This is a genomic window from Streptomyces sp. NPDC088707 (genome assembly GCF_044752725.1).
Classification (GTDB): domain Bacteria; phylum Actinomycetota; class Actinomycetes; order Streptomycetales; family Streptomycetaceae; genus Streptomyces.
Genome location: NZ_JBIVLV010000012.1, coordinates 221,644 through 244,442, shown reverse-complemented (window position 1 = coordinate 244,442; position 22,799 = coordinate 221,644). Strand labels below are relative to the sequence as shown.

General features: G+C 70.0%; 14 protein-coding genes and 1 pseudogene. 3 read left to right on the top strand and 12 right to left on the bottom strand.

Features of this window, described 5'->3' with window-relative positions; genetic code table 11:
* Positions 1 to 526 precede the first annotated feature (526 nt).
* The 6 genes and pseudogenes from ACIP84_RS31765 to ACIP84_RS31740 form a co-directional block, all read right to left on the bottom strand.
* Positions 527 to 2,269 carry a GTPase gene (locus tag ACIP84_RS31765; RefSeq protein ID WP_401802545.1) on the bottom strand — a complete coding sequence of 581 codons (1,743 nt, stop codon included), beginning with the start codon at positions 2,267 to 2,269 and terminating at the stop codon, positions 527 to 529.
* A complete protein-coding gene (locus tag ACIP84_RS31760; protein ID WP_401802543.1) occupies positions 2,262 to 5,228 on the bottom strand; it encodes a GTPase in 2,967 nt (988 codons plus the stop codon). Before ACIP84_RS31760 ends, ACIP84_RS31765 begins: the two co-directional genes overlap by 8 nt.
* A 2-nt stretch (positions 5,229 to 5,230) precedes the next feature.
* Positions 5,231 to 7,327, bottom strand: coding sequence for an Hsp70 family protein (locus tag ACIP84_RS31755; RefSeq protein WP_401802540.1), 2,097 nt, complete (start codon positions 7,325 to 7,327; stop codon positions 5,231 to 5,233).
* Positions 7,324 to 7,971: a hypothetical protein gene (locus tag ACIP84_RS31750; protein ID WP_401802538.1), complete on the bottom strand. Its 648-nt coding sequence runs from the start codon at positions 7,969 to 7,971 to the stop codon at positions 7,324 to 7,326. Before ACIP84_RS31750 ends, ACIP84_RS31755 begins: the two co-directional genes overlap by 4 nt.
* Positions 7,968 to 9,638 (bottom strand): hypothetical protein, encoded by a 1,671-nt coding sequence (locus ACIP84_RS31745; RefSeq protein WP_401802536.1) that lies wholly within the window; start codon positions 9,636 to 9,638, stop codon positions 7,968 to 7,970. The genes ACIP84_RS31750 and ACIP84_RS31745 overlap by 4 nt, the downstream gene beginning before the upstream one ends.
* Positions 9,639 to 10,136: 498 nt before the next feature.
* Positions 10,137 to 11,620, bottom strand: a pseudogene (locus tag ACIP84_RS31740) (hypothetical protein).
* A gap of 174 nt (positions 11,621 to 11,794) precedes the next feature.
* Between ACIP84_RS31740 and ACIP84_RS31735 the strand changes: the two are divergent.
* Positions 11,795 to 12,466: a hypothetical protein gene (locus ACIP84_RS31735; protein WP_401802533.1), complete on the top strand. Its 672-nt coding sequence runs from the start codon at positions 11,795 to 11,797 to the stop codon at positions 12,464 to 12,466.
* 296 nt (positions 12,467 to 12,762) lie between these two features.
* On the opposite strand, the gene ACIP84_RS31730 is transcribed toward ACIP84_RS31735, so the two are convergent.
* Both ACIP84_RS31730 and ACIP84_RS31725 read right to left on the bottom strand, forming a co-directional pair.
* Positions 12,763 to 14,091, bottom strand: coding sequence for a class I SAM-dependent RNA methyltransferase (locus tag ACIP84_RS31730; RefSeq protein ID WP_401802530.1), 1,329 nt, complete (start codon positions 14,089 to 14,091; stop codon positions 12,763 to 12,765).
* A 129-nt stretch (positions 14,092 to 14,220) separates the two neighbouring features.
* Positions 14,221 to 16,272, bottom strand: coding sequence for an APC family permease (locus ACIP84_RS31725; RefSeq protein ID WP_355965018.1), 2,052 nt, complete (start codon positions 16,270 to 16,272; stop codon positions 14,221 to 14,223).
* Positions 16,273 to 16,506: 234 nt separating this feature from the next.
* On the opposite strand from ACIP84_RS31725, the gene ACIP84_RS31720 reads away from it, so the two are divergent.
* Together ACIP84_RS31720 and ACIP84_RS31715 are read left to right on the top strand one after the other, a co-directional pair.
* On the top strand, positions 16,507 to 17,175 hold the full coding sequence (locus ACIP84_RS31720) for a TrkA family potassium uptake protein (RefSeq protein WP_030321520.1): 669 nt from the start codon (positions 16,507 to 16,509) through the stop codon (positions 17,173 to 17,175).
* Positions 17,175 to 17,852, top strand: coding sequence for a TrkA family potassium uptake protein (locus ACIP84_RS31715; RefSeq protein ID WP_030321521.1), 678 nt, complete (start codon positions 17,175 to 17,177; stop codon positions 17,850 to 17,852). Before ACIP84_RS31720 ends, ACIP84_RS31715 begins: the two co-directional genes overlap by 1 nt.
* A gap of 174 nt (positions 17,853 to 18,026) precedes the next feature.
* Here ACIP84_RS31715 and ACIP84_RS31710 read toward each other — a convergent pair whose 3' ends face one another.
* From ACIP84_RS31710 to ACIP84_RS31695, 4 genes are all read right to left on the bottom strand, one after another.
* The gene (locus ACIP84_RS31710) at positions 18,027 to 18,767 is read right to left on the bottom strand and encodes a DUF3159 domain-containing protein (RefSeq protein ID WP_401802527.1); all 741 of its coding nucleotides are present in this window, start codon (positions 18,765 to 18,767) and stop codon (positions 18,027 to 18,029) included.
* A 3-nt stretch (positions 18,768 to 18,770) separates the two neighbouring features.
* Positions 18,771 to 19,169, bottom strand: coding sequence for an OB-fold nucleic acid binding domain-containing protein (locus ACIP84_RS31705; RefSeq protein ID WP_073906407.1), 399 nt, complete (start codon positions 19,167 to 19,169; stop codon positions 18,771 to 18,773).
* Positions 19,170 to 19,226: 57 nt separating this feature from the next.
* Positions 19,227 to 19,913, bottom strand: a complete 687-nt coding sequence (locus ACIP84_RS31700; protein ID WP_355965020.1) for a response regulator — start codon at positions 19,911 to 19,913, stop codon at positions 19,227 to 19,229.
* A gap of 300 nt (positions 19,914 to 20,213) precedes the next feature.
* Positions 20,214 to 22,760 carry an ATP-binding protein gene (locus ACIP84_RS31695; protein WP_401802524.1) on the bottom strand — a complete coding sequence of 849 codons (2,547 nt, stop codon included), beginning with the start codon at positions 22,758 to 22,760 and terminating at the stop codon, positions 20,214 to 20,216.
* Between the last annotated feature and the right edge of the window lie 39 nt (positions 22,761 to 22,799).

Here is a 22,799-nt window from a genome sequence, read left to right as displayed (position 1 = left end):
GGAGCCCCCATCAACAACGCGTTGACGTCGTACACACACGACCGTCCTCAGGCAACCAGAAGCGGGGCTGGGACGTCGAGAGGCCGTGGCGCTGGGAGGGCCCGGTACCGGCGGCGACAGCAGCCGTCCGTCCTCGCGCCCTGCTCCGCCAGGCTCCCGCAGTTCCCCCGCGACGCGCCGCTGACTGCCGCCTCTCGACCGTCGCCACCAAACGACACCCGAGCAAGGACCTACCTCGTCCGGGCACGACCGGGTGAGGGGTGAGCGCCCCGGAAGCCGTCGGAACGGCGTCGACCGACCCACAGCGCGTCCGCGGCGTCCAGGGTGATCAGGCAGTCCGCCCGGTCGGGCACGACGCGCTCCGTTGTGCCGACAGCACAAGGCACCGACACACCGACGGGTCCGAGCTCCCCGGCCGTGGAGCCAGGGCGCGGTCGGCGGGGTTCGCCTCGGAGGCTGAGCCGCACCCGTCCCGGCGGTCGCGTGGTCATGGAGCAGGTTCGCCCCGGGATCAGGGACTGCCAGGTCAGCGGAGCGGCCCGACCAGCTTCTCGGCCTCGTCGCGGAGCCCCCCGATCGCCGCCAACGCCGATTCACGCTCGGCGCTGATCTCCGCACCCCGCTTCGTGAGACAACTGAGCGACCGTTCCACCTCGGTGGTCCACTTGCTCAGGTAGAGCCCGCCGGACTCGATGAGAGCGGTCCGCTGTTCGCGCGCTTCCTCATCGAAGTGATTTCTTATCTGCTTCCGCCGCTTGTTGACCGCCATCCACTTGCTCTGATCCTGTGCGACGCTCGTCAGGTCCATCAACGGCCCCATGACCGCCAGTGCCCACTGCACCTTGCCGGCCGCACCGGCTACCTTGCCGGCCGCCTTGGTCTTGCCCCACGGTTTGAACTTCCCCGCACCGTTGGTGACTTTCCCTCCGGCGTCGAGGACCTTCTGGCCCACCCGGGTCCTGCTGAGCTTCTGCACAACAGTGGAGGCCGCGCTACCCGGCGCGTTGCCGCCGTCGGCGACCTTCCCGATCCACTCGTGGGCCTTCGCGCCGCCCGTCTTCGCGACCTTCTTCGCCGCTTCCTTCACCCCATGCGCCAAGGGTGACGCGTCGCCCGGGGACGCGTTGATCGTCGTACTGGGTGCTTCGAGGTCGCTCGCCCAGGTGTCGGGCTCGGGCACACCGGTTCCGTACTCGGCGACCAGCATGTCGAACGCCGTCCTCACCGACGAGGAAAATCTCGCGTCGAACTCGGAACTGGCGCACTCCAGTTCCTCTTGAACGGCGCGGGCGACGGGACCGGGGATGGCGCCGCCCTTGTCCGAGACGCCGGCAGCGGCTCTGACTCCGGCCGTCGTGATCCTGGAAGCGACGACTTCGCTCTCCCTCTCCAGGGCGCTCAGGACGCGCTCCCTCGCCCGGGACATCGACTCCTCAACCTTCTTCGTGGTCTCCACGGCACCGAGTTCCTCGCCGGTCAGCACCCACTGCCGTCTGGCGTCCGCCAGTACGCGAAGGAGTTCGGAGGCCTGTGCCTGGGGCCGGACACCGCTGACACCGGGCGCGATGATTCTCCGCAACTCGGCCGTCAGAGCGTCGATACCGCTCTCCGTGACAAGCGACTCACGCTGAGCGGCCGAGAGCCCGGGGTCATTGACCCCGTCGACATAGTCGCGTGCGTCGGCCGGGACGATCGGGACACGATCGGCGAAGGATCCGAGTCGCCCGCGGACCTCGTCGAGGATGACGTCGCGATCACTGTTCTCGGCGTTCATCTTGTTGACGACGACCACACTTCGGTCGGCGAACCCGTCGGCGTCGAGCGTCCGCAGAATCGCTTTGGTCTCCGCTTCACCCGGCAGTTCGCTCGTCGTCACGATCACCAGCGCGTCCGCACCACGCACGCCGCGCCGTGCCGCGTCGGAGTGCGCGTCGATACCCGACAGCGTCCCGGGCAGGTCGAGGAGCGTCACGCCGTTCCACTCGTACGACGTCGGCTCATGCGTCTTGGGCGCCGCGTCGACGAGTTCGTCGACCTCGGCCGACGGGAGCCGGAGCAGTGCCGCGATGAGCGTGGATTTCCCCGCGCTGTACGGGCCCATGAACGCGATCCGCAGCGGGCTCGTGTCCGCACGAGGCAGGCTCGCGGTCAGGCCGCGAGTTCGATGGTGGGCGTTCAAGACTTTTTCGGCCCGCGCAGCCAGCGCAAGTACAGGAGCGCTCGGACCCCTATCGCCCTCGGTGGCGTCCACCGAATCACCGTCAGTCATCTGTGTTCCCTTCGCTCCCTGCGCGGGTGCCGAGGCATCCGGAATCCGTGTGAATCTCGATCCGTTCGGTAAGGACATCCACGAACTGGTCGTGCAGACAAGCCCGCACGTGCGCGACGCGGGACGCGTCGGTCCAGACACGAAGTGCGACTCCAGGCGTCCGACGTGCCAGACGGATGGCCACCGGATCCCCGCCCGCGAGAGCCAGGAGCCGGCGTGCCAGGACGAGGTCGATCGATTCGAGGGCGGACCGCACGACCGGCCCCAGCCGACAGAGCCGCTCGAACCGCTTCCGCGTGCTGCTGATGTCCGCCGCCCGCGCTTCGGACCGGGCATCGACGTGAACCGTCGCGTCGTCGCTGATGCGAGCCAACCACGCCGCCAGCCCATCGAACAGTTCATCGAGGCATGCCTCGGCCTCCGTCGTGGTCGCGCTGGTCCACCTGTCTTTCGCCCTCCGCGCGCGGTCAAGCTCGCTGCTCACCGCTTTCGCCGCTCCGGCTAGGGTCTCCGCCACGTAGCTCACCGTCACCGCGGGAGGGGAGACCGCGAGCTTCTTGGGGATCCCCTTGACGGCGACGGAGCTCAAAAGGACTGTCGCCGCGCCCTTCGCGGCCGCCGTGCCCAGGTTCACGGCCTTTTCCTTCAGATCGGGACGCGGTCGTACACGCGGCCGGGTGTCGTCCCGGTGCTCCGGGGTGCTCACCGGCGGGCGCAGGATCATCCCCCGTTTCCGCGCCTCCAGCTCGAACTCGTTCTCGAGACCGGAGAGAAGTCCTTCCACCTCCAGACCGGTGACGAAATCGCTCCACCGCTGCGCGTCATCCATGCCGCCCAGGTCCCGAACCACATCCGGCAACCGCTCCTTGGCACGGTGACGCTCGGCTTCGAGCCGGTCACGCGCGTCCTGGCCCGCTGTCCGGAAAGCCCCGATCAACGCGGCCCGGTCACTCGACGTAGAGCGTTCGAGTTCGCCAAGCGCGAGAGCGATCCCGGGGAGTTCCTCGATCAGCCGTTCGTGGAACGCGGCGACCGGCACCCGCACCCCCTCGGCCAGACGAACCGCACGAAGCGGAATCGCGCGCTCGGCCAGGATCCGGGTGAGGGACTGCTCCAGCTCGGGCAACCTGCTCGCCCGAAGGGCCCTGTCTCCCAGCGCGCGATCCACCGTGGACAACGCTTCATGAGCGGCACCGGAGTGGACCAGCAGAACGACGGGCGGTGCGACGTCGACCGCTCTGCAGACCTGCTCGATCCGCACGGTGTGCCCCGCTGCCGACGCGAACTCTCTTTCCGGGTTCTCGACGAAACGCTGAAGGCGGTGCGGTTCGTCGACCCGTCCCTTCACGTTGACGACAGCGAGCAGGGGTTTCCCTGCGAGGAGGAGTCGCTGGAGCTCGGCGGACTCCTCCTCCCGCAGGGTGTCGGCGTAGTTCCATATCACCGCGTCGGCGCTGTCACACGCGGCTCGAGCGCACGTGGCGTCGAGGTCGTCGTCCTTCGCGGCAAAGCCGGGCGTGTCGAGGTACGTCACGGAGCCGACGTGGAACGCGGAGGTCTCTCGCGTGGTGCGGTGCGCCCCTCGCCCGATCCCGGTCCGATCCGCGTCGTGGGTCAGCGCTTTGCGGAGCGTGGTCTTCCCGGACTTGGTTCTTCCGGCGATGGCCACGCGCAGCCTGCCTTTCGCCGCGGGCATGACTCGTACGGCATCGCGCAGTTCGCGTTCGAGCGCCCCGATGCGGCTGATGACGCCGACGAGGTCCTCGCTCTCGATCACCTGCGCGGAGTACGGCGTTCGCAAAAGACGAGCCTCGACCTCCTCCCGGAGAGTGGTCTGGATGTCGCGGTAGGCCGATCGGCTCGTGTCCACCGCCCCGGACGCGAGCCCGCCGGCCAGGGCCACCAGGGCCTCGCGGAGATCCGGTTCGGTTCGCCACAGGTCCATGGCCGCTGCCACGCGGTCGAACAACTCGGCGTTCTTCCTGTACCAGGACTCGAACGCCCGCAGCTCGTCGATGTCGGTCCGGGAGGCGACCGCCGGCAGCCCCGCCGTAAGCCGTGCGGCCGAGCTCGCGGCGGGCGCGGCCTGAGATACGGCCGTGCCCACGGGCGCCGTCGCGAACCCGTGCCCGATCACCGCCCGCACGCTGTCGTCCGCGAGCATGTCCACCGTGCTTCCGGAAACGACACCGGTGTCACGGGCCTCGATCGCCCAGAGCAGAGCGTCACGCCGATCCGGTCTGAACCCGGACCGCGCGTCCGGTGCGAGCCAGCGCCACCACTGTGACCGCTCGTACAGGACCGTCTCGTACGACTCCTCCGCGGCGACGAAGTCCCGCACCTTCTCCAGTAGTGGCACCAGCTCCCGGTTCCGCAGGTCCCGGGCCGCCGCGACACTGTGTCTGAGCACGAGCTCGCGCGCCTCCGCCGCCTTCCGGCCTCCTGGTCGACGACTCAGGTCGGCCAGCGCGGGTCCGATGTCGATCTGACGGATCGAGTGCCAGATCTCCTTGGGCCATTCCTGGTCCGCACGACGGCACGGCTCAAGGACTTCGGACAGCAGTCGTTCCGCGGTTACCACCGCTGCGGCGTCCGCCCGCAGCGCTTCCACCGGCACACCTTCCAGTGCCCGGAGGTGAGTCCGTAGCCCTTCGAGCCGCTTCAGTTCCCGGAGAAATCTACCCCCGTCCGGCGCCGGAGTCCGGCCCCCCTCCGTGATCAGACGGACCAGTTCGTGTTCTTCGACGCACGCAGCCACCGCGTCGGACACCCACGGAAGGGTGCTCCCGGACGGTGGCAGGCCGGCGCACCCAGCCGTCTGGGCGACCGCGTCCACTTCCTTGGCGAATCGCTGGAGTGCAGCCGGCCCGGCCACGGCGTCCACCCCTAACGGTTCGAGCAGGAGCGACAGCATTTCGGCTCTGAGACTCGTCCTGTCGTTCCCCGCCCTGTCACGCATCACTACTCCTCGTGTGGGCGGTGGTACCTGAACTCGGGCAGTCGATGCGGACCCGGAGGAATCAGGGCCCGCGACTGCCGGAACGACTCCGCCCGTACAATCCGATGGCGAGGCGGTACGCAGGTGCGCGGCGTGAAGACCCACATGCCTTGTGACAGGGTGGCTCCGAGCACCCGCTCCTTGTCCCGCAACCAGGGGTATCTGCCCTGCAGTTCGGCGTAGTTGTCGTTGGTGACGACGATTCCGTCCGTGTCCTGCGCGATCGCTGTGACAAGCGCGTCGCCCTTGCCCTCGGTTCCGGCCGGGGGCTGGATGAGGCTCCCTGTGCTGAGCGCCGAGTCCACCGCGGCGCGTTCCCCCTCCGCGACCTTGTGCCGGAAGGTGGCGTCGACTACCACGTGGAGCACGGCGTCGGGATATCGCGCTATCAGAGCATCGCGCGCGGACAGCAGTTGGGCGTAGGACGGCCGGTCGTCCCTGCCGTACACACCGGCCTGTCGAGGCGACCTGCCGATCCATGCCAGGTTGGAGCCGTCGACCACGAGCACCCTGGAAGCCGAGCCCGTGGATCGCTTCCGCGCCTGCGTCGGCGGGAACCCGGTGACGGTGTTGCCCGCGAGGAGAACGTCGAGTTCCTTCCGTACCGCCGGCGTCGGACCCCCGGAGCTGAAGCTCTTGATCTCCTCGTTCAGTACTTCCTCGCCGGTACGTTCAAGGATCGCCTTGACGTGCAGGAGCCCGTTGGTGTCGTACGTGTACTCCAGCAGGAAGCGGGAATCCTCGCGGGCCCGGGGATTCTGGTAGGTGAGTCGGAGTTCCGTCAGCTGCACGTTGTCGGCGTGGTCGAGGGGGCGGTCGGGATCGCCTTCCCAGATCTCCACAGCGAGGCTGCGCGCGTTGTCCCGGCGCGGCGTATAGCTCTTGCGCTCCTTCCACGGCAGGGGCGAGTTGCGCGGAATGATCTGACTGAAACCCCGCTGTCCGGTGCCGTCCGTGACGACCGTGCCCAGAGCGTGGCTCGTCGCAACCTGGATCACCCCGTCGGTCTCCCCCGACAGGACGGCCGCCGAGATAGAGGCGCCGCGGGCGACCGCCGTCATGGGATCGCACAGGTCGACCTCGACGGGCTGCTGCTGCATGACTTCGGCGACCGCGGCCCGGACACTCGGGATCTGGCTCGTGCCACCGATCATCAACACCGCGTCCACGTCCAGAGGAGCCATGTGGAGGTCGGTGAGGCATTGCTGGACCGGTGCGAGAGCACGGTCCACGAGGTCGGTGATGGCGTCCTCCAACTCCTCCTGCCACACCTCGACGGTGTCACCGTCCGGAGTCCTGATGAGGACGGACTCCTCGGAGGACAGACGGATCTTGCTGCGCTCCACGTCCAGCCCGAACTGCCGCTTCTGCGCGGGCGTCCAGGCCGATCGGGCCGGAGCCCGTTCGAGGCCGAGGTCACGCAGACGGCGATCGATCTCCATGCCTCCCAGCTCGGTCACACCGCGTGACGCGAGTTCCTCGAAGAATCCGTCCTGGTAGTCGAGCACGGTGACGTCGATCGTGCCGCCGCCCCAGTCGAAGACCAGGATGGTACGGGCCTCCCGCAGCTCGTGCACGTACGAGATCGCCGCCGCTGTCGGCTCGTTGAGCAGTGCCAGGACCTCGATGCCCGCGAACCGCGCGGCGGCGCGCGTGCGGTAGCGGGCGGCACCCGTGGCGTTGGCGGGCACGGTGATCACGGCCTGGTCGATGGCGGTGAGGTTGTGCTCCGCGCCCTTGCGCATGGCCTGGAAGACACCGGCCGCCACCGTCGTGGCCGCGAACCTGCGGCCGTGGATCGTGACGTACTCGTCGCTCTTGAGCAGGCGCTTGCAGGCCTCGGCCGCCTCTTCGGAGCGGAGCTTGGCCTCCCAGCCGAACAACGCTCCCCGGCGCAGTGAGCTCATGCCCACCACCGACGGGAAGAGATACTCGAAGCCGGGGTGATGCCAGTCGGCGTCGATGTGGTGGGCGTCCAGCGATAGCACCTCTACCTCGTCGCCCAGCCACTGCGCCACCACCGAGTTGGTGGTGCCGAAATCGATCCCGGTCGCGGTCACACGCCCTCCCCGTTCGCGAGGTCGACACCCCTGGCGGAGTGGTCCGCTCCGCCCGGGCCGGGCAGGCGACGCAGCTGGCCGGCGAGCACCAGTTTGCCGGTGGCCTGATCCACGTAGGCCGGACGCAGCACCTCGAACGCCTCACCCTCGCCTTCCACCACCACGAAGAGCTCGTGTTCGCCGTCAGGCGTGTCCACGCACCGCACTGCCTGGTCCAGCAGGGCGGTACGGATGCCCTTCCGAAGCGAGGTGGCATTCTGCTTGGGTGCACCGGCGAGCAGATCCACCTCGACCATCCGGGCCACGTACTCCTCCCGAGAGCGAAACGCCTCCAGAACGGCCTGGCGCAGGGCAGCCGCCACAGCGGTCTGCGTGGGCCGCGCCTCCTCCGGGACAGGGGCCAGGAGTTCGGTCGCCCGCTCGGTGAAACGGGCGAGTAACATGTGGGGGCTGAGCAGTTCCTCGGGGCGATAGGTCCGCGGGGAGTCCGCAGGAGATCGATGGGAATTCTGGTGAGAGGCGGCAGGGGCGTCCGCCTCCACTCGCCGCTTCTCTTTACGGTGCTTGAGACCGTTGTTTCCCTTGGGGGGAACCCTCTTGGAGATCGCCGAGGTCTTCCGCTGGCTGCGGGGCACCTTTTTCACGGTGTGTGCGTCCTTGCGTTGCGGTCGGGGCGCCGGGGCGCGTTGAGCAGGTGGGGCAGCAGATCCGCCACCGCCCGCTGTCGCACGAGCTCCAGGCCGTCGGGGGAGTGAGATGTTGTTCGCCTGGTCAGGGGTGCCAGGGTCGGGACCAGCGTGACCGGCACCTCGTCCGGAAGTTCGAACACCTCCGGGTCGAGCGGTAGCACGAAGAAGCCGGACCAGTCCTCGTCACGCTCGGCGTCCCTGATGCGCTTCATCGCGCTGTTGAGCCGCGCACTCATGTCCACATCGCGCACGTGCTCCCGGCGGAGGTCCCGGTACCGGGTCGTCCAGCTCGGGGCGACGTGCGGCAGCCCGAGGTCGAGGTAGGGGTTCGAGGCCGCCGGTCTGTCATTGCGCGGAACCGCCCGACGCCGCCGGATCATACGAAGGTTGGCCTGGGCCCGCTCGTGCACGTCGCGGATGCCTTCCAGGACCACGCCCGCCGCGTCGAGTTCCTCCTGGAGGAGCAGCGTGTACGCGTGGAAGTTGAGGGCCTCCGCCCGGCAGGCCGGGTCGGCCGCCTCGTACGACACCAGCTTCTCGATCTGGGAGGACGCACGCGCGAGATCGTTCATGCACAGCAGGTCATAGGCCTGACGCAGGGCCATGAGAGCGTGCAGCGGCGAGCGCGACGGGTTGACGGCCGCTTTGGGCTCCCACAGAGCGAAAATGAGCCGCCACAACCCCCGGTCCTCCCATATGTCCCGATCCCAGTTGCCGACCGCGACGCCGTCCAGGAGCCGACGGAGCCGAAGCACGAGGTCACGGGGCAGCGCCCTTTCCAGCTCCTTCACGACGGAGGCATCGCCGTCGGCGACCCGCTCCAAGAGGTCGTAGACGTCGTCGGCAGAGGGCAGCGGCTCGCCGCCGGCGAGAAAGGCGTTCCGCCGTTCCCGGGCCGTCCACTCCAACGCGGACGCCTGCTCGGCGGTCACCTGGTCGGGGACCAGCCGGGCCTTGAGGTACGCGTGCTCCCTCTCCTCGGCCCGGTACTGCCAGGGCTGGTGCTCGGGACCGACCGCTCCGGTGTCGATCAGGTCGTCCAGGACGCTCAGCGGTATCCAGGGGAGCACACGCAGCAGCACTCGGGGCGAGAAGGCGGCCGCACCCTCCTTCGCGGACTCCGTGAGGAAAGCGAAGGCCCCGAAGGGGTCCTCGCCCTCAGGGACAGTGAGCGTGTCCTCGCCCGCCGTCAGCGCGGTGAGCCGTTGCTCCCCGGCCTCGGACAGCCAGAGGAAGCCGCCCGCGTGAACCTCCGTGAGCGTCGCGGCCACCACGGCCGGGTGGGCCCGTTCGAGTACGGCCCGGACAGCGGGCAGCAGCCGGTCGTCCGGTTCGTCGCGCAGCGCGTCGGTCAGTGCGTCGTGCGCGAAGTCGTGTGCCGCCTGGCGCGCGAGGTCGGCGAGTTGCCGGAGCAGGGTGTGGACCAGCGGCACCGCCTGGGCTCCGAGCACCCCCGCCTTCCGCCATCTGCGTACGGTGAACCCGTCGATCCCGGAAGCCGCGCTCTGCGCCTCCCTGCGCTCCCTGAGCGCCCTCAGCCGCTCCCGCTCCCGCGCGACCGCCTCGGCGCGCCCCCCGGACACCAGCTGCCCCTCCCCGCCGACCGGCGGCGAACTCGTCACTTTACGGTCCCTTCGGGACGGGGGCCGTGGCCTGGAGGCGGGGTGTGAGTGGAGGTGTGGTTCTCGCCGGTGCCGACGAACGGCGGCACCGGCGAGGAGCGTCTCGTACAGGTCGCAGCCGAGGGCGTAGAGGTCCGCCGCCGGGGCGCGGCTCCGCCCTGGAACCGCTCGGGTCCCATATATCGGCAGCTGCGGCTCGTCGGCGACCCAGTCGGCCGGCGGTCGACGTCGCCCGGAGCAACGTCCACATCCTCGGCCTTGTGGACCTCTCCCATCGTGCCCGAGTCCCCAGCACCCAGGACCGGAACCGCCCCGCGATCATCTCCGTCGCCACAGCCCATCCCCTTGCTTCTTCGTGCGGCCCTGCGAGCGCACGACTCCCCATGGGTGTATGTCCGCGTCTCACAACGCGGGTAGCCCCCCAGCCCCGCAGGCAGCGTACACGGGAGTTCAATCGCAAACAAGAACAGAACGCGTTGACAACGTCAACGCATTGGATCACCGCCCATGGTCATCCAGCAGTCGCATCAGGTCCCGCATGCACCTGTGGACGGCGCGCAAGTCTGTGATGTACGCGGTGAAGTCGTCCGGTGTGCCGAGGCGGCGGTGACAGTCGCGGACGGCCAGGAGCAGGCTGACGGGCTGTTCACGGGCGCGGTTGCCGGTCTCGCGGGTGAGGCGGGTGGCCGGCCGAGGTAGACCGTCAGGACATCCGGGCGGGTCTGGCGGAGCCGGTCGGCGAGGGGCGAGCCACTGGTCGTCGCTGGCGCCGTACTCGCCGACTGTCCGCCAGGCGGTGTCGATGTCCTCGTCGTCCAGGACGATGTCGCCCCGGACCCGCCCACCGCGCGCGTCCGCCCGTTCGGCATCGGCGCGGAGATGGGCCAGTGCGTTCTCGCGCTCGGTCGGCCAGCACGCTGCGGCGATGGCCGCGGCACGCAGCTGCTGGTAGGCAAGCAGGGTGCCGCGTGCCGCTACGGGGTCCCGGCGAGGGTGAGAGCGTCGGCGGGCCGGCCGGTCCTGGTGTAGCGGTCGGCGAGGTGGTCGATCAGGGCGGTGTCGAGATCCTCGGTCTCCCGGCTGCCACGCTCGGCTCATTTCAGGGCTTCGACGGTACGCCCGGCGGTGTCGAGTTCGCGGGCGATGAGCAGGTGGTGTGACCGCTTCTCGGCCCAGCCGGTACGGTTCGCCTGCCATGCCTCGATCGCGTACCGGCGCAAGGCGGCCGTCCCCGGGTCGCCGAGCAGGCCCTCGTAGTCGAGCGGGACGATGCCCGTCAGATCACCCGCGTCGTCCAGGCGTGAGTCACCAGCCAGTGCCGGAGGTCCACCAAGTCGGGGCCGTCCGCACGGCAGGCCTCGTAGTGAGCGTCGGCCAAGCCGGTGCCGATCTACCCGAGTCGGCCGTGTGAGTCATCGCCGATTTCGACCGCAGCGGCCAGCCTCCCGATCGCCTCCCGGGCCAGAGCCATCGAGTCGGCCGCCCGGCCGGAGCCTTCAGTGATCGGATCGCCTCGACCGCCTGCGCGGCCTGGTCGGCGTAGGCGTGAACGTCGGCGTACTCGACGTAGCCGTACTGGGCGAAAGGGCCTCTGTCGAGCAACTCGCGGATACGGGAACGGACCCCGGCCACGTCGCCGCGGGTACTCGCGGCCCACAGTTCCAGACGACTCCGCGGGCACGGTCCTCGGCCATCTCTTCCCGTGCAAGAGTGAGCAGATCGTCACGTGACATGCCGGATCAGCCAGGCGGGTGGTTGCAAAAGTTGCCCTCCTGGCCGCACGAGCAATCGCACGTGCCCGTCGGCCTTCTGCGGCCGCCCAGGAGCAGCTCCACCTCGTACCGCTCCGTGCCGCGTACCGACGCCCTGATCCAGCAGTCACCGAACTCGACCCCGAACTCTTCGTCGACATAAGCGAGTCCACGCTCGAACGAACGCTCCCCGGCCGGCGCACTCAACGTCGCTTCCGTAAGACCGCCCACGCCTCTCCGCGCTCCGGCTCGGACTCGCCCCACAGCCCTCACACTGACGGCTGCCCACCCCACAGACCCATCCTCACGTTAGGCCGTCAACGACCGATTCCCTGCGGTGCCTCACGCCCCGCCTGTATGGTCGTCGACCACCTCGGCCCCGTGGCCTTCCCCGAAAGGTGCCGCATGACCAAGCCCGCCACTGTGAACCTGACGAAAGCCTCGCCCACGGTCTCCCTGGACAAGCACGGAGTGACCTCAGGACTGATCAAGGTCAACCTCAACTGGGCCTCGCCGCAAGTCGCCGCTCAGAAGGCGGCGGGCGAGGCCCGCGGTCTGTTCGGCCGGGTCCGGGCGTCGTTGCGCTCGGTTGCGGCCAGGAAGGTGGATCTGGACCTCGGCTGCATGATCCGCTGCACTGACGGCTCCAAGACTGTGGTCCAGGCCCTGGGAAACGCCTTCGGCGCGGCGGACCGATTCCCCTACGTCGCGCTCGACACAGACGACCGGACCGGGGCCCGGGAAACGGGAGAGAACCTGGTCATCAACCTGGACCACCAAGCCGAGTTCCAGAAACTCCTGCTGTTCGTCTACATCTACGAAGGGTCCGGCGACTTCCGCGGCCTCAACGCGGTGGTGACTCTGACCTCCGATCGCGGCGACCGCTTCCGCGTGGTTCTGGACGAATGCCCTCCGCAGGCGCACGCGTGCGCCATCGCCCTCATCAAACGCGAGAAGGGCGAACTCGTCATCGGACGCGAGGTGCGATGGTTCACCCCAGCGGACGGTCCCGGAGTCCAGGACGTGATCTCCCGCGCGTACCGACTCGGCATGAAATGGACCCCCGGCCGGAAATAACTCCCCACGGTCGCTGACACCATCCGCCCGGGTGCGGTACTTGGGTGGGTGGCAGCAGGGTGTCCCGCCGACGGATGGGAGAGCAGCTCTTACGCCGGCCAGCACTATCTGGCACACGGAACGTACCCTCCCGCGGAAGACCCTGCAGCCCTCCGCAGCCCCCTCCAACCCGTCCCCGTGCCCCCACGGCTCGCGCGGCCGCACAGCCCGAGTCCCTGCAGCCCCCATACAGCTGGGGATCCGTCCCCTGGCCACCAATCACGCGTGACATTCCGTCAGAAACTAGAAACCGTAGGTCACGCGTCCTTTTTCGCCGGCTCCAGGATCGCCACGCACTCCACGTGATGCGTCATCGGGAACAAGTCGAACGCCCGCAGCGTCCGGACCTTGTAGCCGCGGTCCGCGAAGTACGACAGGTCTCGGGCCAGGGCTGCCGGGTCGCAGGCCACGTAGGCGATGCGGCGGGCGCCGAGGCCTGCCAGGTGGTGGACCGTCTGCTTGCCGGCGCCGGCGCGCGGGGGGTCCAGGACGATGAGGTCGACCTCCGTGATGCCCGTGCGGGGGAGGACCGACTCGACCTTGCCCTGTTCGATGCGGACGCGCGGGAAGGCGGCCAGGTTGTGGCGGGCGTCCTCCACCGCGCGCTTGCCGGACTCGATGCCGAGGACCGCGCCCTGGTCGCCGACGCGGTCGGCGATGGCGCCCGCGAAGAGGCCGACGCCGCAGTAGAGGTCGAGGGCCGTCTCGCCCTTGCGCGGGGTGAGGCCCTGCATGACGGCGAGCATCAGGGTCTGCGCGGCCTTCGGGTGGACCTGCCAGAAGCCGCCGTTGCCGACGCGGTAGGTGCGGTCGTCGGCGCGCTCGCGGACGAAGGCGCGGCCGTGGACCCGGTGGACTCCGCCGTCCTTCTCGTCGACGCGGAGGACGGAGACCGGCTTGTCCAGCTCGACCAGCGGGAGGCGGCCGCCGGGCTTCGGGGTCAGGACGACCTGGCGGTCGTGCGAGCCGGAGGCGGCGATGGCCTCGACCGAGGCCATGTTCTCCCAGGTGCGCTTCTCGATGCCCAGTTCCGAGACGCCCGGCGCCGCGATCATGCAGTGGTCGATGGCCTCGACCTCGTGCGAGCGGTGCTTGCGCAGGCCCGCGTGGCCGTCCGCGTCGATCGCGTACTGGACGCGGGTCCGCCACTGCGGGACCTCGCCCTGCGGGAGCTTGTCGCCCTCGGCCGGCATGACCGTGCCGTCCCAGCCGGCCTCCTCGGGGGCCAGGCCGGCGAGCCGCTGGAGCTGCTCGGCGATGACCTCGCCCTTGAGGCGGCGCTGGGCGCCCGGCTTGGCGTGCTGCCAGTCGCAGCCGCCGCACTTGCCCGGGCCGGCGAAGGGGCAGGGGGCCTCGACGCGGTCCTTGGACGGGTCGAGGATCGTGACCGCGTCCGCGCGCAGGAAGCGGGAGGTCTCCTCGCCCTCGGTGACGCGGGCGACGACCCGCTCGCCGGGCAGCGCGTGGCGGACGAAGAGGACGCGGCCCGCCTCGGTGCGGGCGATGCAGTGGCCGCCGTGCGCGACCGGACCGACCTCGACCTCGTACTCTTCCCCGACCAACGACGAAACAGGGGTGTTCTGCATGGCGGGGAAGCTCCAAGGGGACGCGATGGTGGGCTGCCGTTTGGACGGCAGCCCACCAGTCTAGTTGTTCTTTTTGCGATGTTCTCTGCGCCAGGGGTTGCCGGCGGGCGGGGCGCGGGCCCGGCGGCTCTAGTTGTTCTTCGCCGCCGGTTCCTTGTGGCCCTTCTCGACCGGGCCGCGGCGGACCGAGCCCGGCGCGTTCCACTCCTGGCGCTTCCTGGCCCGCTTCTTCGCGACCTCGGAGGACTGGAGCTGGTACGGGACCGAGGTCACCATGACGCCGGGGGTGAAGAGCAGCCTGCCCTTGAGGCGGAGTGCGGACTGGTTGTGGAGCAGGTGCTCGTACCAGTGGCCGACGACGTACTCCGGGATGTAGACGGACACGGCGTCGCGGGGGCTCTCGCGGCGGATGCTCTTGACGTACTCGATCACCGGGCGGGTGATCTCGCGGTACGGCGAGTCGAGGATCTTGAGCGGGACGTTGATGCCGCGCCGCTCCCACTCCTCCCTGAGCGCCTTCGTCTCGACCGGGTCGACGTTGACGGTCAGCGCCTCCAGCTCGTTCGCGTGCATGAGCTTGGCGTAGGCCAGGGCGCGGAGGGTGGGCTTGTGGAGCTTGGAGACGAGGACGATGGAGCGGACCCGGGAGGGGCGTACGTACTCGTCGGGGCGTTCCTCGGCGGCGGCGATCTCGGCCGCGACCGAGTCGTAGTGCCGGCGGATCGCGGACATCGTCCCGTAGAAGATCACCATGCCGAGCAGGGCGACCCAGGCGCCGTGGGTGAACTTGGTGGCGAGGACGACGACGAGGACGAGGCCGGTGAAGAAGGCGCCGAAGGCGTTGATCGCGCGGGAGCGGATCATGTGGCGGCGCTTGGCCGGGTCGCGCTCGGTCGTCAGGTGCCGGTTCCAGTGCCGGACCATGCCGATCTGGCTGAGGGTGAAGGAGACGAAGACGCCGACGATGTACAGCTGGATCAGCCGGGTCGAGTCGGCTCCGTAGACCCAGACGAGGAGGGCGGCGGCGCCGGCGAGGAGCACGATGCCGTTGGAGAAGGTGAGGCGGTCGCCGCGGGTGTGCAGCTGGCGCGGCAGGTAGCGGTCCTGGGCGAGGATCGAGCCGAGGAGCGGGAAGCCGTTGTACGCGGTGTTGGCGGCGAGGAAGAGGACGAGTGCGGTGGCCGCGGCGAGGAGCACGAAGAAGAACGTTCCGTCCCCGAAGACGGCGGCCGCGACCTGGGAGATCACCGGGTCCTGGACGTAGCCGGCGCCGACCGGGACGCCGTTGACCAGGAGGTCGTCGGCGGGCTTCTCCGCCATCCGGACGTCGGTGGCCATGGCCAGGAAGATGATGCCGCAGAACATGGTGACGGCCAGGCCGCCCATGAGGGCGAGCGTGGTGGCGGCGTTCTTCGACTTCGGCTTGCGGAAGGCGGGGACGCCGTTGGAGATGGCCTCGACGCCGGTGAGCGCGGCACAGCCGGACGAGAACGCGCGCAGCAGCAGGAAGACGAGCGCGAAGCCGGCCAGTCCCTGGTGCTCCGGCTTGATCTCGAAGTCGGCGGTGGGCGCCTTCATGGTCTCGTCGAGGACGATCCCCCGGTACGCGCCCCAGGCGATCATGATGAAGACGCCGGCGACGAAGACGTACGTCGGGATCGCGAAGAGCGAGCCCGACTCCTTCACGCCGCGCAGGTTCATCACGGTGAGCAGCACGATCACGCCGACCGCGCAGGCCACCTTGTGCTCGACGACGAAGGGGATCGCCGAGCCGAGGTTCTCGATGCCCGAGGAGATCGACACGGCGACGGTCAGGACGTAGTCGACGAGCAGGGCGCTCGCGACGGTCAGTCCGGCCTTCGGCCCGAGGTTGGTGTTGGCGACCTCGTAGTCGCCGCCGCCGCTCGGGTAGGCGTGGACGTTCTGCCGGTACGAGGCGACGACCGTGAACATCAGGACGACGACCGCGAGGGCGATCCACGGACTGAAGTGGTAGGCCGACAGACCGGCCACGGACAGAACGAGCAGTACCTCGCCCGGTGCGTACGCCACCGAGGACAGCGGGTCGGAGGCGAAGACGGGGAGCGCGATCCGCTTGGAGAGCAGAGTCTCTCCGAGCTTGTCGCTGCGCAGGGCCCGCCCGATCAGGATCCGTTTGGGAAGGTCGGTCAGTTTGGACACGGAGAGGATCGTAAGCGTTCGAAAACAGCCACGCGCACCGGCACCCCCGATCGGCACGGAATCTCCCTCAGTACCACCTCGGATGCGGTCCCGGCCAGCGTTGCCGCTTAAGCTCGGACCGGGTGACCCGGCAGGGTGTTGCCCGCCGCGACCCGGGCGCATCGGGTGAGGAAAGTTGTGAGCAGGGTGTTTTCGCAGGTCAGTAAGGCGATCAGGAGTGCGGGGTAAGGGGACGTGCACATCGTCATCATGGGCTGCGGGCGAGTGGGAGCCGCTCTCGCGCAGACCCTGGAGCAGCAGGGGCACACCGTCGCGGTCGTGGATCAGGACCCGACGGCCTTCCGTCGTCTGGGGTCGGGTTTCGGCGGTCGGCGCGTCACGGGCGTGGGCTTCGACCAGGACACGCTGCGTGAGGCCGGCATCGAGGACGCGGGGGCCTTCGCCGCGGTGAGCAGCGGCGACAACTCGAACATCATCGCGGCGCGGGTCGCCCGCGAGATGTTCGGCATCGAGAACGTGGCGGCGCGGATCTACGACCCGCGCCGCGCCGAGGTCTACCAGCGCCTCGGCATCCCGACGGTCGCGACGGTCCGGTGGACCGCCGACCAGATGCTCCGGCGGCTGCTGCCCTCGGGCGCGGAGCCGCTGTGGCGGGACCCGAGCGGCGGCGTGCAGCTCGCGGAGGTGCACACCTCCCCGGCCTGGATCGGCCACAAGGTGAGCCGGCTCCAGGAGGAGACCGGCGTGCGTGTCGCCTTCCTCACCCGGCTGGGCGAAGCGATTCTGCCCACCTCGCAGACGGTGCTCCAGGAAGGTGATCTGGTGCACGTGATGATGCGTACGGACGAGATCGCGAAGGTCGAGGAGGCCTTCGCCGAGGGTCCCGAGGAGGGCGGTCACTGATGCGTGTCGCTATTGCGGGCGCGGGTGCGGTGGGCCGTTCCATCGCGGGCGAGCTCCTGGAGAACGGTCACGAGGTCCTGCTGATCGACAAGGCGCCGACCGCCATCTCGGTGGAGCGGGTGCCGCAGGCGGAGTGGCTGCTCGCCGACGCCTGTGAGATCACCTCGCTCGACGAGGCGGCGCTCCAGCGCTGCAACGTGGTGATCGCGGCGACCGGCGACGACAAGGTGAACCTGGTCGTCTCGCTGCTCGCCAAGACCGAGTACGGCGTGCCGAGGGTCGTCGCCCGGGTGAACAACCCGAAGAACGAGTGGCTGTTCAACGAGGCCTGGGGCGTGGACGTGGCCGTCTCGACCCCGCGCCTCATGTCGGCCCTGGTGGAGGAGGCGGTGAGCGTCGGCGACCTCGTCCGGCTGCTGCGCTTCAGCCACGGCGACGCGAACCTGGTGGAGCTGACGCTCCCGCCGGAGTCGGCGGTGGCCGGCACCGCGGTCGGGGATGTGGCCTGGCCGCAGGACACCTCGCTCGTGACGATCATCCGCGGTTCGCGGGTGCTCACGCCGAGCGCCGAGGAGACCCTGGAGGCCGGTGACGAGCTGCTGTTCGTGGCCGCGCAGGCCCGCGAGGAGCAGCTGGAGGACCTGCTGCAGGTCCGCCGCGAGCCGACGGAGTCCTGAGCACCGGTTGTACGAGGGCCTGAGGGCTGCTTATACCCGGGCCCGAGCGCCGGTCGCCGAGGGCTGAGGCACCGTACCCGGGCCCGAGCACCGGTCGTACGAGGGCTTGAGCACCGGGTGTACGAGGAAGGGCCCGGACCTGTTCGTCAGGTCCGGGCCCTTCCGCGTGCCGTCTCAGGCCTCCGGGTGGGTCCGCGTCGCGGCCGCGGACGCCTTGCGCTCCTTCTCGGCGAGCTCCTCGGCCTCCATCTCGGCGAAGACGTCGATCGGCGGCGGAGCCTTCGCGAGGAACACCCAGGTGAGGTAGACCGCGAGCAGGAACGGCGGGATCTTCAGCGCGACGAGCACCCAGCCGAACTTGGTCGTGTCGGCCCACCAGTACATCGGGAAGAGGATCGCGCACTTGCCGAGCAGGATCAGGCCCCAGGCCCAGCTCGCCTTCGTGTACGCCTTCTTCCGGCCCGGGTTGCGGGTCCGCCAGGAGAGGTTCTCCTTGAAGACCGGCCCCAGGATCAGGCCGATCAGCGGGACTCCGGCGATCGCGGTGACGATGTACGCGAGGGCGAGGCCCAGGGTGTACAGCATGCCCGGCAGGTAGAAGTCCTTGGCGTTGCCCGTCATCATCGCGAAGACGACGCCGAAGGCGACGCCGAAGACGCCGCTGAACGCGTGCTTGACGGTGTCCCGCCGGATGAGCCGGACGGCGACCAGGACCAGCGACACCGCGAGGGCGGCGATCGCCGAGATCTGCAGGTTCTTGTTGATCGTGAAGATCGTGACGAACAACAGGCCCGGCACGACCGTCTCGACCATGCCCCGCAGGCCGCCGAAGGCCTCGAACAGCGCGGCCTCGGTGACCTCCTTCGATGCCTGGGCGTCCTGGTCCGTGGTGGTCGGCTTGTCGAGGGACGTCACCGGCTACTCCTGTCCGAGCGGTCGGAGCTCGTATTTGGGGTTGAAGAGGACCCGCCGGCCGTGGCTCATGGAGATCCGGCCGGAGGCGATCAGCTTGCGGCCCGGCTCGATGCCCACGATGGAGCGCCGGCCGAGCCACACGACGTCGAGCGGTGCCGTGCCGTCGAAGAGCTCGGCCTCCAGCGCGGGCACACCGGCCCGGGGACGCAGCGTGACCGTGCGCAAGGTACCAGTCACCTTGACTATCTGGCGGTCGGAGCAGTCGCAGATACGCGTGCACCCCGACGCCTCGGCGTCCTCCTGGAGCTCCTCCGACTCCAGGTCCTCGGGCGAGGAGGAGAGCCGGTCGAGCATCCGGCGGAACCTACCGGCCGGCTTCTCTGTACGTGGTGCAGCACTCATACAGAAAGCGTACCGGCCACCGCCGTCACCGGGACCTGCCCACGAACGGGTGCTGGTTCAGCGTTCGAAGCGGTAGCCCATGCCCGGTTCGGTGACGAAGTGCCGCGGGTGCGAGGGGTCGCTCTCCAGCTTGCGGCGGAGCTGCGCCATGTACACCCGGAGGTAGTTGGTCTCGGTGCCGTACGAGGGTCCCCAGACCTCCTGGAGCAGCTGCTTCTGGCTGACCAGGCGGCCGCTGTTGCGGACGAGGACTTCGAGCAGGTGCCACTCGGTGGGGGTGAGCCGGACGTCCCGGCCGTCGCGGTGGACCTTCTTGGCCGCGAGGTCGACGGTGAAGCCCTCGGTCTCGACGACCACGACCCCGTCCTCGGCGCCGCCGACGGGCTCGGCGCGGCGCACGGCGGCGCGCAGCCGGGCGAGCAGCTCGTCCATGCCGAAGGGCTTGGTGACGTAGTCGTCGGCGCCGGCGTCGAGCGCCTCGACCTTCTCGTCCGAGGTCTGGCGGGCGGAGAGGACCAGGATCGGCACCCGGGTCCAGCCGCGCAGGCCCCTGATGACCTCGACGCCGTCCATGTCGGGCAGGCCGAGGTCGAGGACGACGACGTCGGGATGGCGTTCGGCGGCGAGCCGGAGGGCGGTGGCACCGTCGGGCGCGGCGTCGACCTCGTACTTCCGCGCCTTGAGGTTGATCACCAGGGCGCGGACGATCTGAGGCTCGTCGTCGACCACGAGAACCCGGGTCATGGAGGTGGGCCTTCCTTCTTCGGTCGCCCGTGCGGGCGGGAGCAAGACAGTACGGGAGCGGAGGGGGCGGCGCGCGGGGTACGGGAACGGACGGTGCGCGCGCTTCGGGGCGGAGGCGGGTGGTGCTGCGGGGCGGGCGGAGGCGGTGGTGTCGGTGGTGCGCTTCAGGACGGACGGAGGCGCGTCGTGCGTCCGGGCTTCGCGACGGAGGCGCGTCGTGCGCTCCTGCGCTTCGGGACGGAGGCGCGTCGTGCGCTCCTGCGCTTCGGGACGGAGGCGCGTCGTGCTTCGGGCGGCCGGTCAGGTCACGGCGTGCGCCGGGAGGTCGGGGACCTGCGTCGGCGGTCCGCCCCGCGCGGCCTTGAGGGTCAGCACCATCGTCAGGCCGCCGCCGGGGGTGTCCTCGGCGCCGAGCGTCCCGCCCATGGCCTCGACGAACCCGCGGGCGACCGCGAGTCCCAGGCCGACGCCGGAGCCGCGCGGGGCGTCGCCGAAGCGCTGGAAGGGCTCGAAGATGCGGTCCTTGGCCTCGTCGGGGACGCCGGGGCCGCGGTCCACGACCCGCAGCTCGACGCGGTCGCCGAGAGTGCTGGCGGCGACGGCCACGGGCACGCCCTCGGGGCTGTACTTGACGGCGTTCTCGACGATGTTGGCGACGGCCCGCTCCAGGAGGCCCTTGTCGACCTCGACCATGGGCAGAGTCTCGGGGATGTCGAGCTCGGCGCTGCCGTCGGGCACTCCCCCGAGGGCCATCGGGACGACCTCGTCGAGGTCGACGGTGCGGATCAGCGGGGTGACGGTGCCGGTCTGGAGGCGGGACATGTCGAGGAGGTTGCCGACGAGGTGGTCGAGGCGGTCGGCGCCCGCCTCGATGCCCTCCAGGAATTCGGCGCGGTCCTGCTCGGACCATTCGACGTCGTCGGAGCGGAGGGAGGAGACGGAGGCCTTGATGCCGGCGAGCGGGGTCCGCAGGTCGTGGCTGACGGCCGCGAGCAGGGAGGTGCGGATCTTGTTGCCCTCGGCCTGCTTGCGGGCCTCCTCGGCCTCGCCCACGAGCCGCTGGCGGTCGAGGACGACCGCGGCCTGGGCGGCGAAGGCGCCGAGGACGCGCCGGTCCTCCGCGGGCAGCACCCGGCCGGACAGGGCGAGGGCCAGATGGTCGCCGACCGGCATGTCCACGTCCGCGTCCTCGGGCCGGGCCGCCGGGTGGGGGCCGACGCTCGCGGCCCGGGTCCAGGGCTCGATGTCGTCCGCCCGCTCCAGGAGGGCGACGGACTCCATGGAGAAGGTCTCGCGGACCCGTTCGAGGAGGGCGTCGAGGCTGGTCTCGCCCCGCAGCACGCTGCCGGCGAGGTAGGAGAGCACCTCGGACTCGGCGCGCAGCCGGGCGGCCTGGTGGGTGCGTCGGGCGGCCAGGTCGACCACGGAGGCGACCGACATGGCGACGCCGAGGAAGACGGCGATCGCCACGATGTTCTTGGGGTCGGCGACGGTGAGCCGGTGGACGGGCGGGGTGAAGAACCAGTTGAGGAGGAGGGAGCCGGCCGCGGCGGAGGCGAGCGCCGGCAGGAATCCGCCGAGCAGGGCCGCCGCGACGGTGAGGGCCAGGAAGAGCAGCATGTCGTTGGCGAGACCGAGGTCGGCGTCGACATGGGTGAGGAGCAGGGCGAGGAGGAGGGGGCCGGCGACGCCGACGGCCCAGCCGCCGATGATCCGGGAGCGGCCGAGGCGGGCGCCCCGGGCGACCGGGAGGCCGCGGCCCTTGGCGACCTCGCCGTGGGTGACGATGTGGACGTCGAGGTCGGGCCCGGATTCACGGGCCACGGTCTGGCCGACGCCGGGGCCGAGCACGTACTGCCAGGTGCGGCGGCGGCTTGAGCCGAGGACGATCTGGGTGGCGTTGACCCCGCGGGCGAACTCCAGGAGCGCGGAGGGGATGTCGTCGCCGATGACATGGTGGAACGTTCCGCCCAGGTCCTCGACGAGGGTGCGCTGGACGGCCAGCTCCTTGGGCGAGGCGGCGGTGAGGCCGTCGCTGCGGGCGATGTAGACGGCGAGGACCTCGCCTCCCGCGCCCTTCTCGGCCAGCCGGGTGGCGCGCCGTATGAGGGTGCGGCCCTCGGGTCCGCCGGTCAGGCCGACGACGATGCGCTCGCGGGCCTGCCAGGTGGAGCGGATGTTGTGCTCGCCTCGGTACTGCTGGAGGTACTCGTCGACCCGGTCGGCGGTCCACAGCAGGGCCAGCTCGCGCAGGGCGGTGAGGTTGCCGGGGCGGAAGTAGTTGGAGAGGGCGGCGTCGACCTTGTCCGAGGTGTAGACGTTGCCGTGGGCCATCCGGCGGCGCAGGGCCTCGGGGGACATGTCGACCAGCTCGATCTGGTCGGCCCGGCGCACCACCTCGTCGGGGACGGTCTCCCGCTGCCGCACGCCGGTGATCGCCTCGACCACGTCGCCCAGGGACTCCAGGTGCTGGATGTTGACGGTCGATATGACGTCGATGCCGGCGGCGAGCAGCTCGGCGACGTCCTGCCACCGCTTGGGGTTGCGGGATCCGGGCACGTTGGTGTGGGCGAGCTCGTCGACGAGTGCGACGGCGGGACGCCGCTCCAGGACGGCGTCGATGTCCATCTCGGTGAAGGTGCTCCCCCGGTACTCCAGGGTGCGGCGCGGCACCTGCTCCAGGCCGTGCAGCATGACCTCGGTGCGCGGCCGTCCGTGGTGCTCAACGAACGCCACGACGCAGTCCGTGCCGCGCTCCACCCGCCGGTGGCCCTCGGAGAGCATCGCGTAGGTCTTGCCGACGCCCGGCGCAGCGCCGAGGTATATCCGAAGCTTGCCGCGTCCCATGGCACGACCATACGTCCAGCCAATCGGACATTCCGTATG

Coding starts and splice junctions, on each gene's coding strand:
- ACIP84_RS31765 (WP_401802545.1), bottom strand. CDS start 2,269: ATGACTGACGGTGATTCGGTGGACGCCACCGAGGGCGATAGGGGTCCG.
- ACIP84_RS31760 (WP_401802543.1), bottom strand. CDS start 5,228: ATGCGTGACAGGGCGGGGAACGACAGGACGAGTCTCAGAGCCGAAATG.
- ACIP84_RS31735 (WP_401802533.1), top strand. CDS start 11,795: ATGACCAAGCCCGCCACTGTGAACCTGACGAAAGCCTCGCCCACGGTC.
- ACIP84_RS31730 (WP_401802530.1), bottom strand. CDS start 14,091: ATGCAGAACACCCCTGTTTCGTCGTTGGTCGGGGAAGAGTACGAGGTC.
- ACIP84_RS31715 (WP_030321521.1), top strand. CDS start 17,175: ATGCGTGTCGCTATTGCGGGCGCGGGTGCGGTGGGCCGTTCCATCGCG.
- ACIP84_RS31705 (WP_073906407.1), bottom strand. CDS start 19,169: ATGAGTGCTGCACCACGTACAGAGAAGCCGGCCGGTAGGTTCCGCCGG.
- ACIP84_RS31700 (WP_355965020.1), bottom strand. CDS start 19,913: ATGACCCGGGTTCTCGTGGTCGACGACGAGCCTCAGATCGTCCGCGCC.
- ACIP84_RS31695 (WP_401802524.1), bottom strand. CDS start 22,760: ATGGGACGCGGCAAGCTTCGGATATACCTCGGCGCTGCGCCGGGCGTC.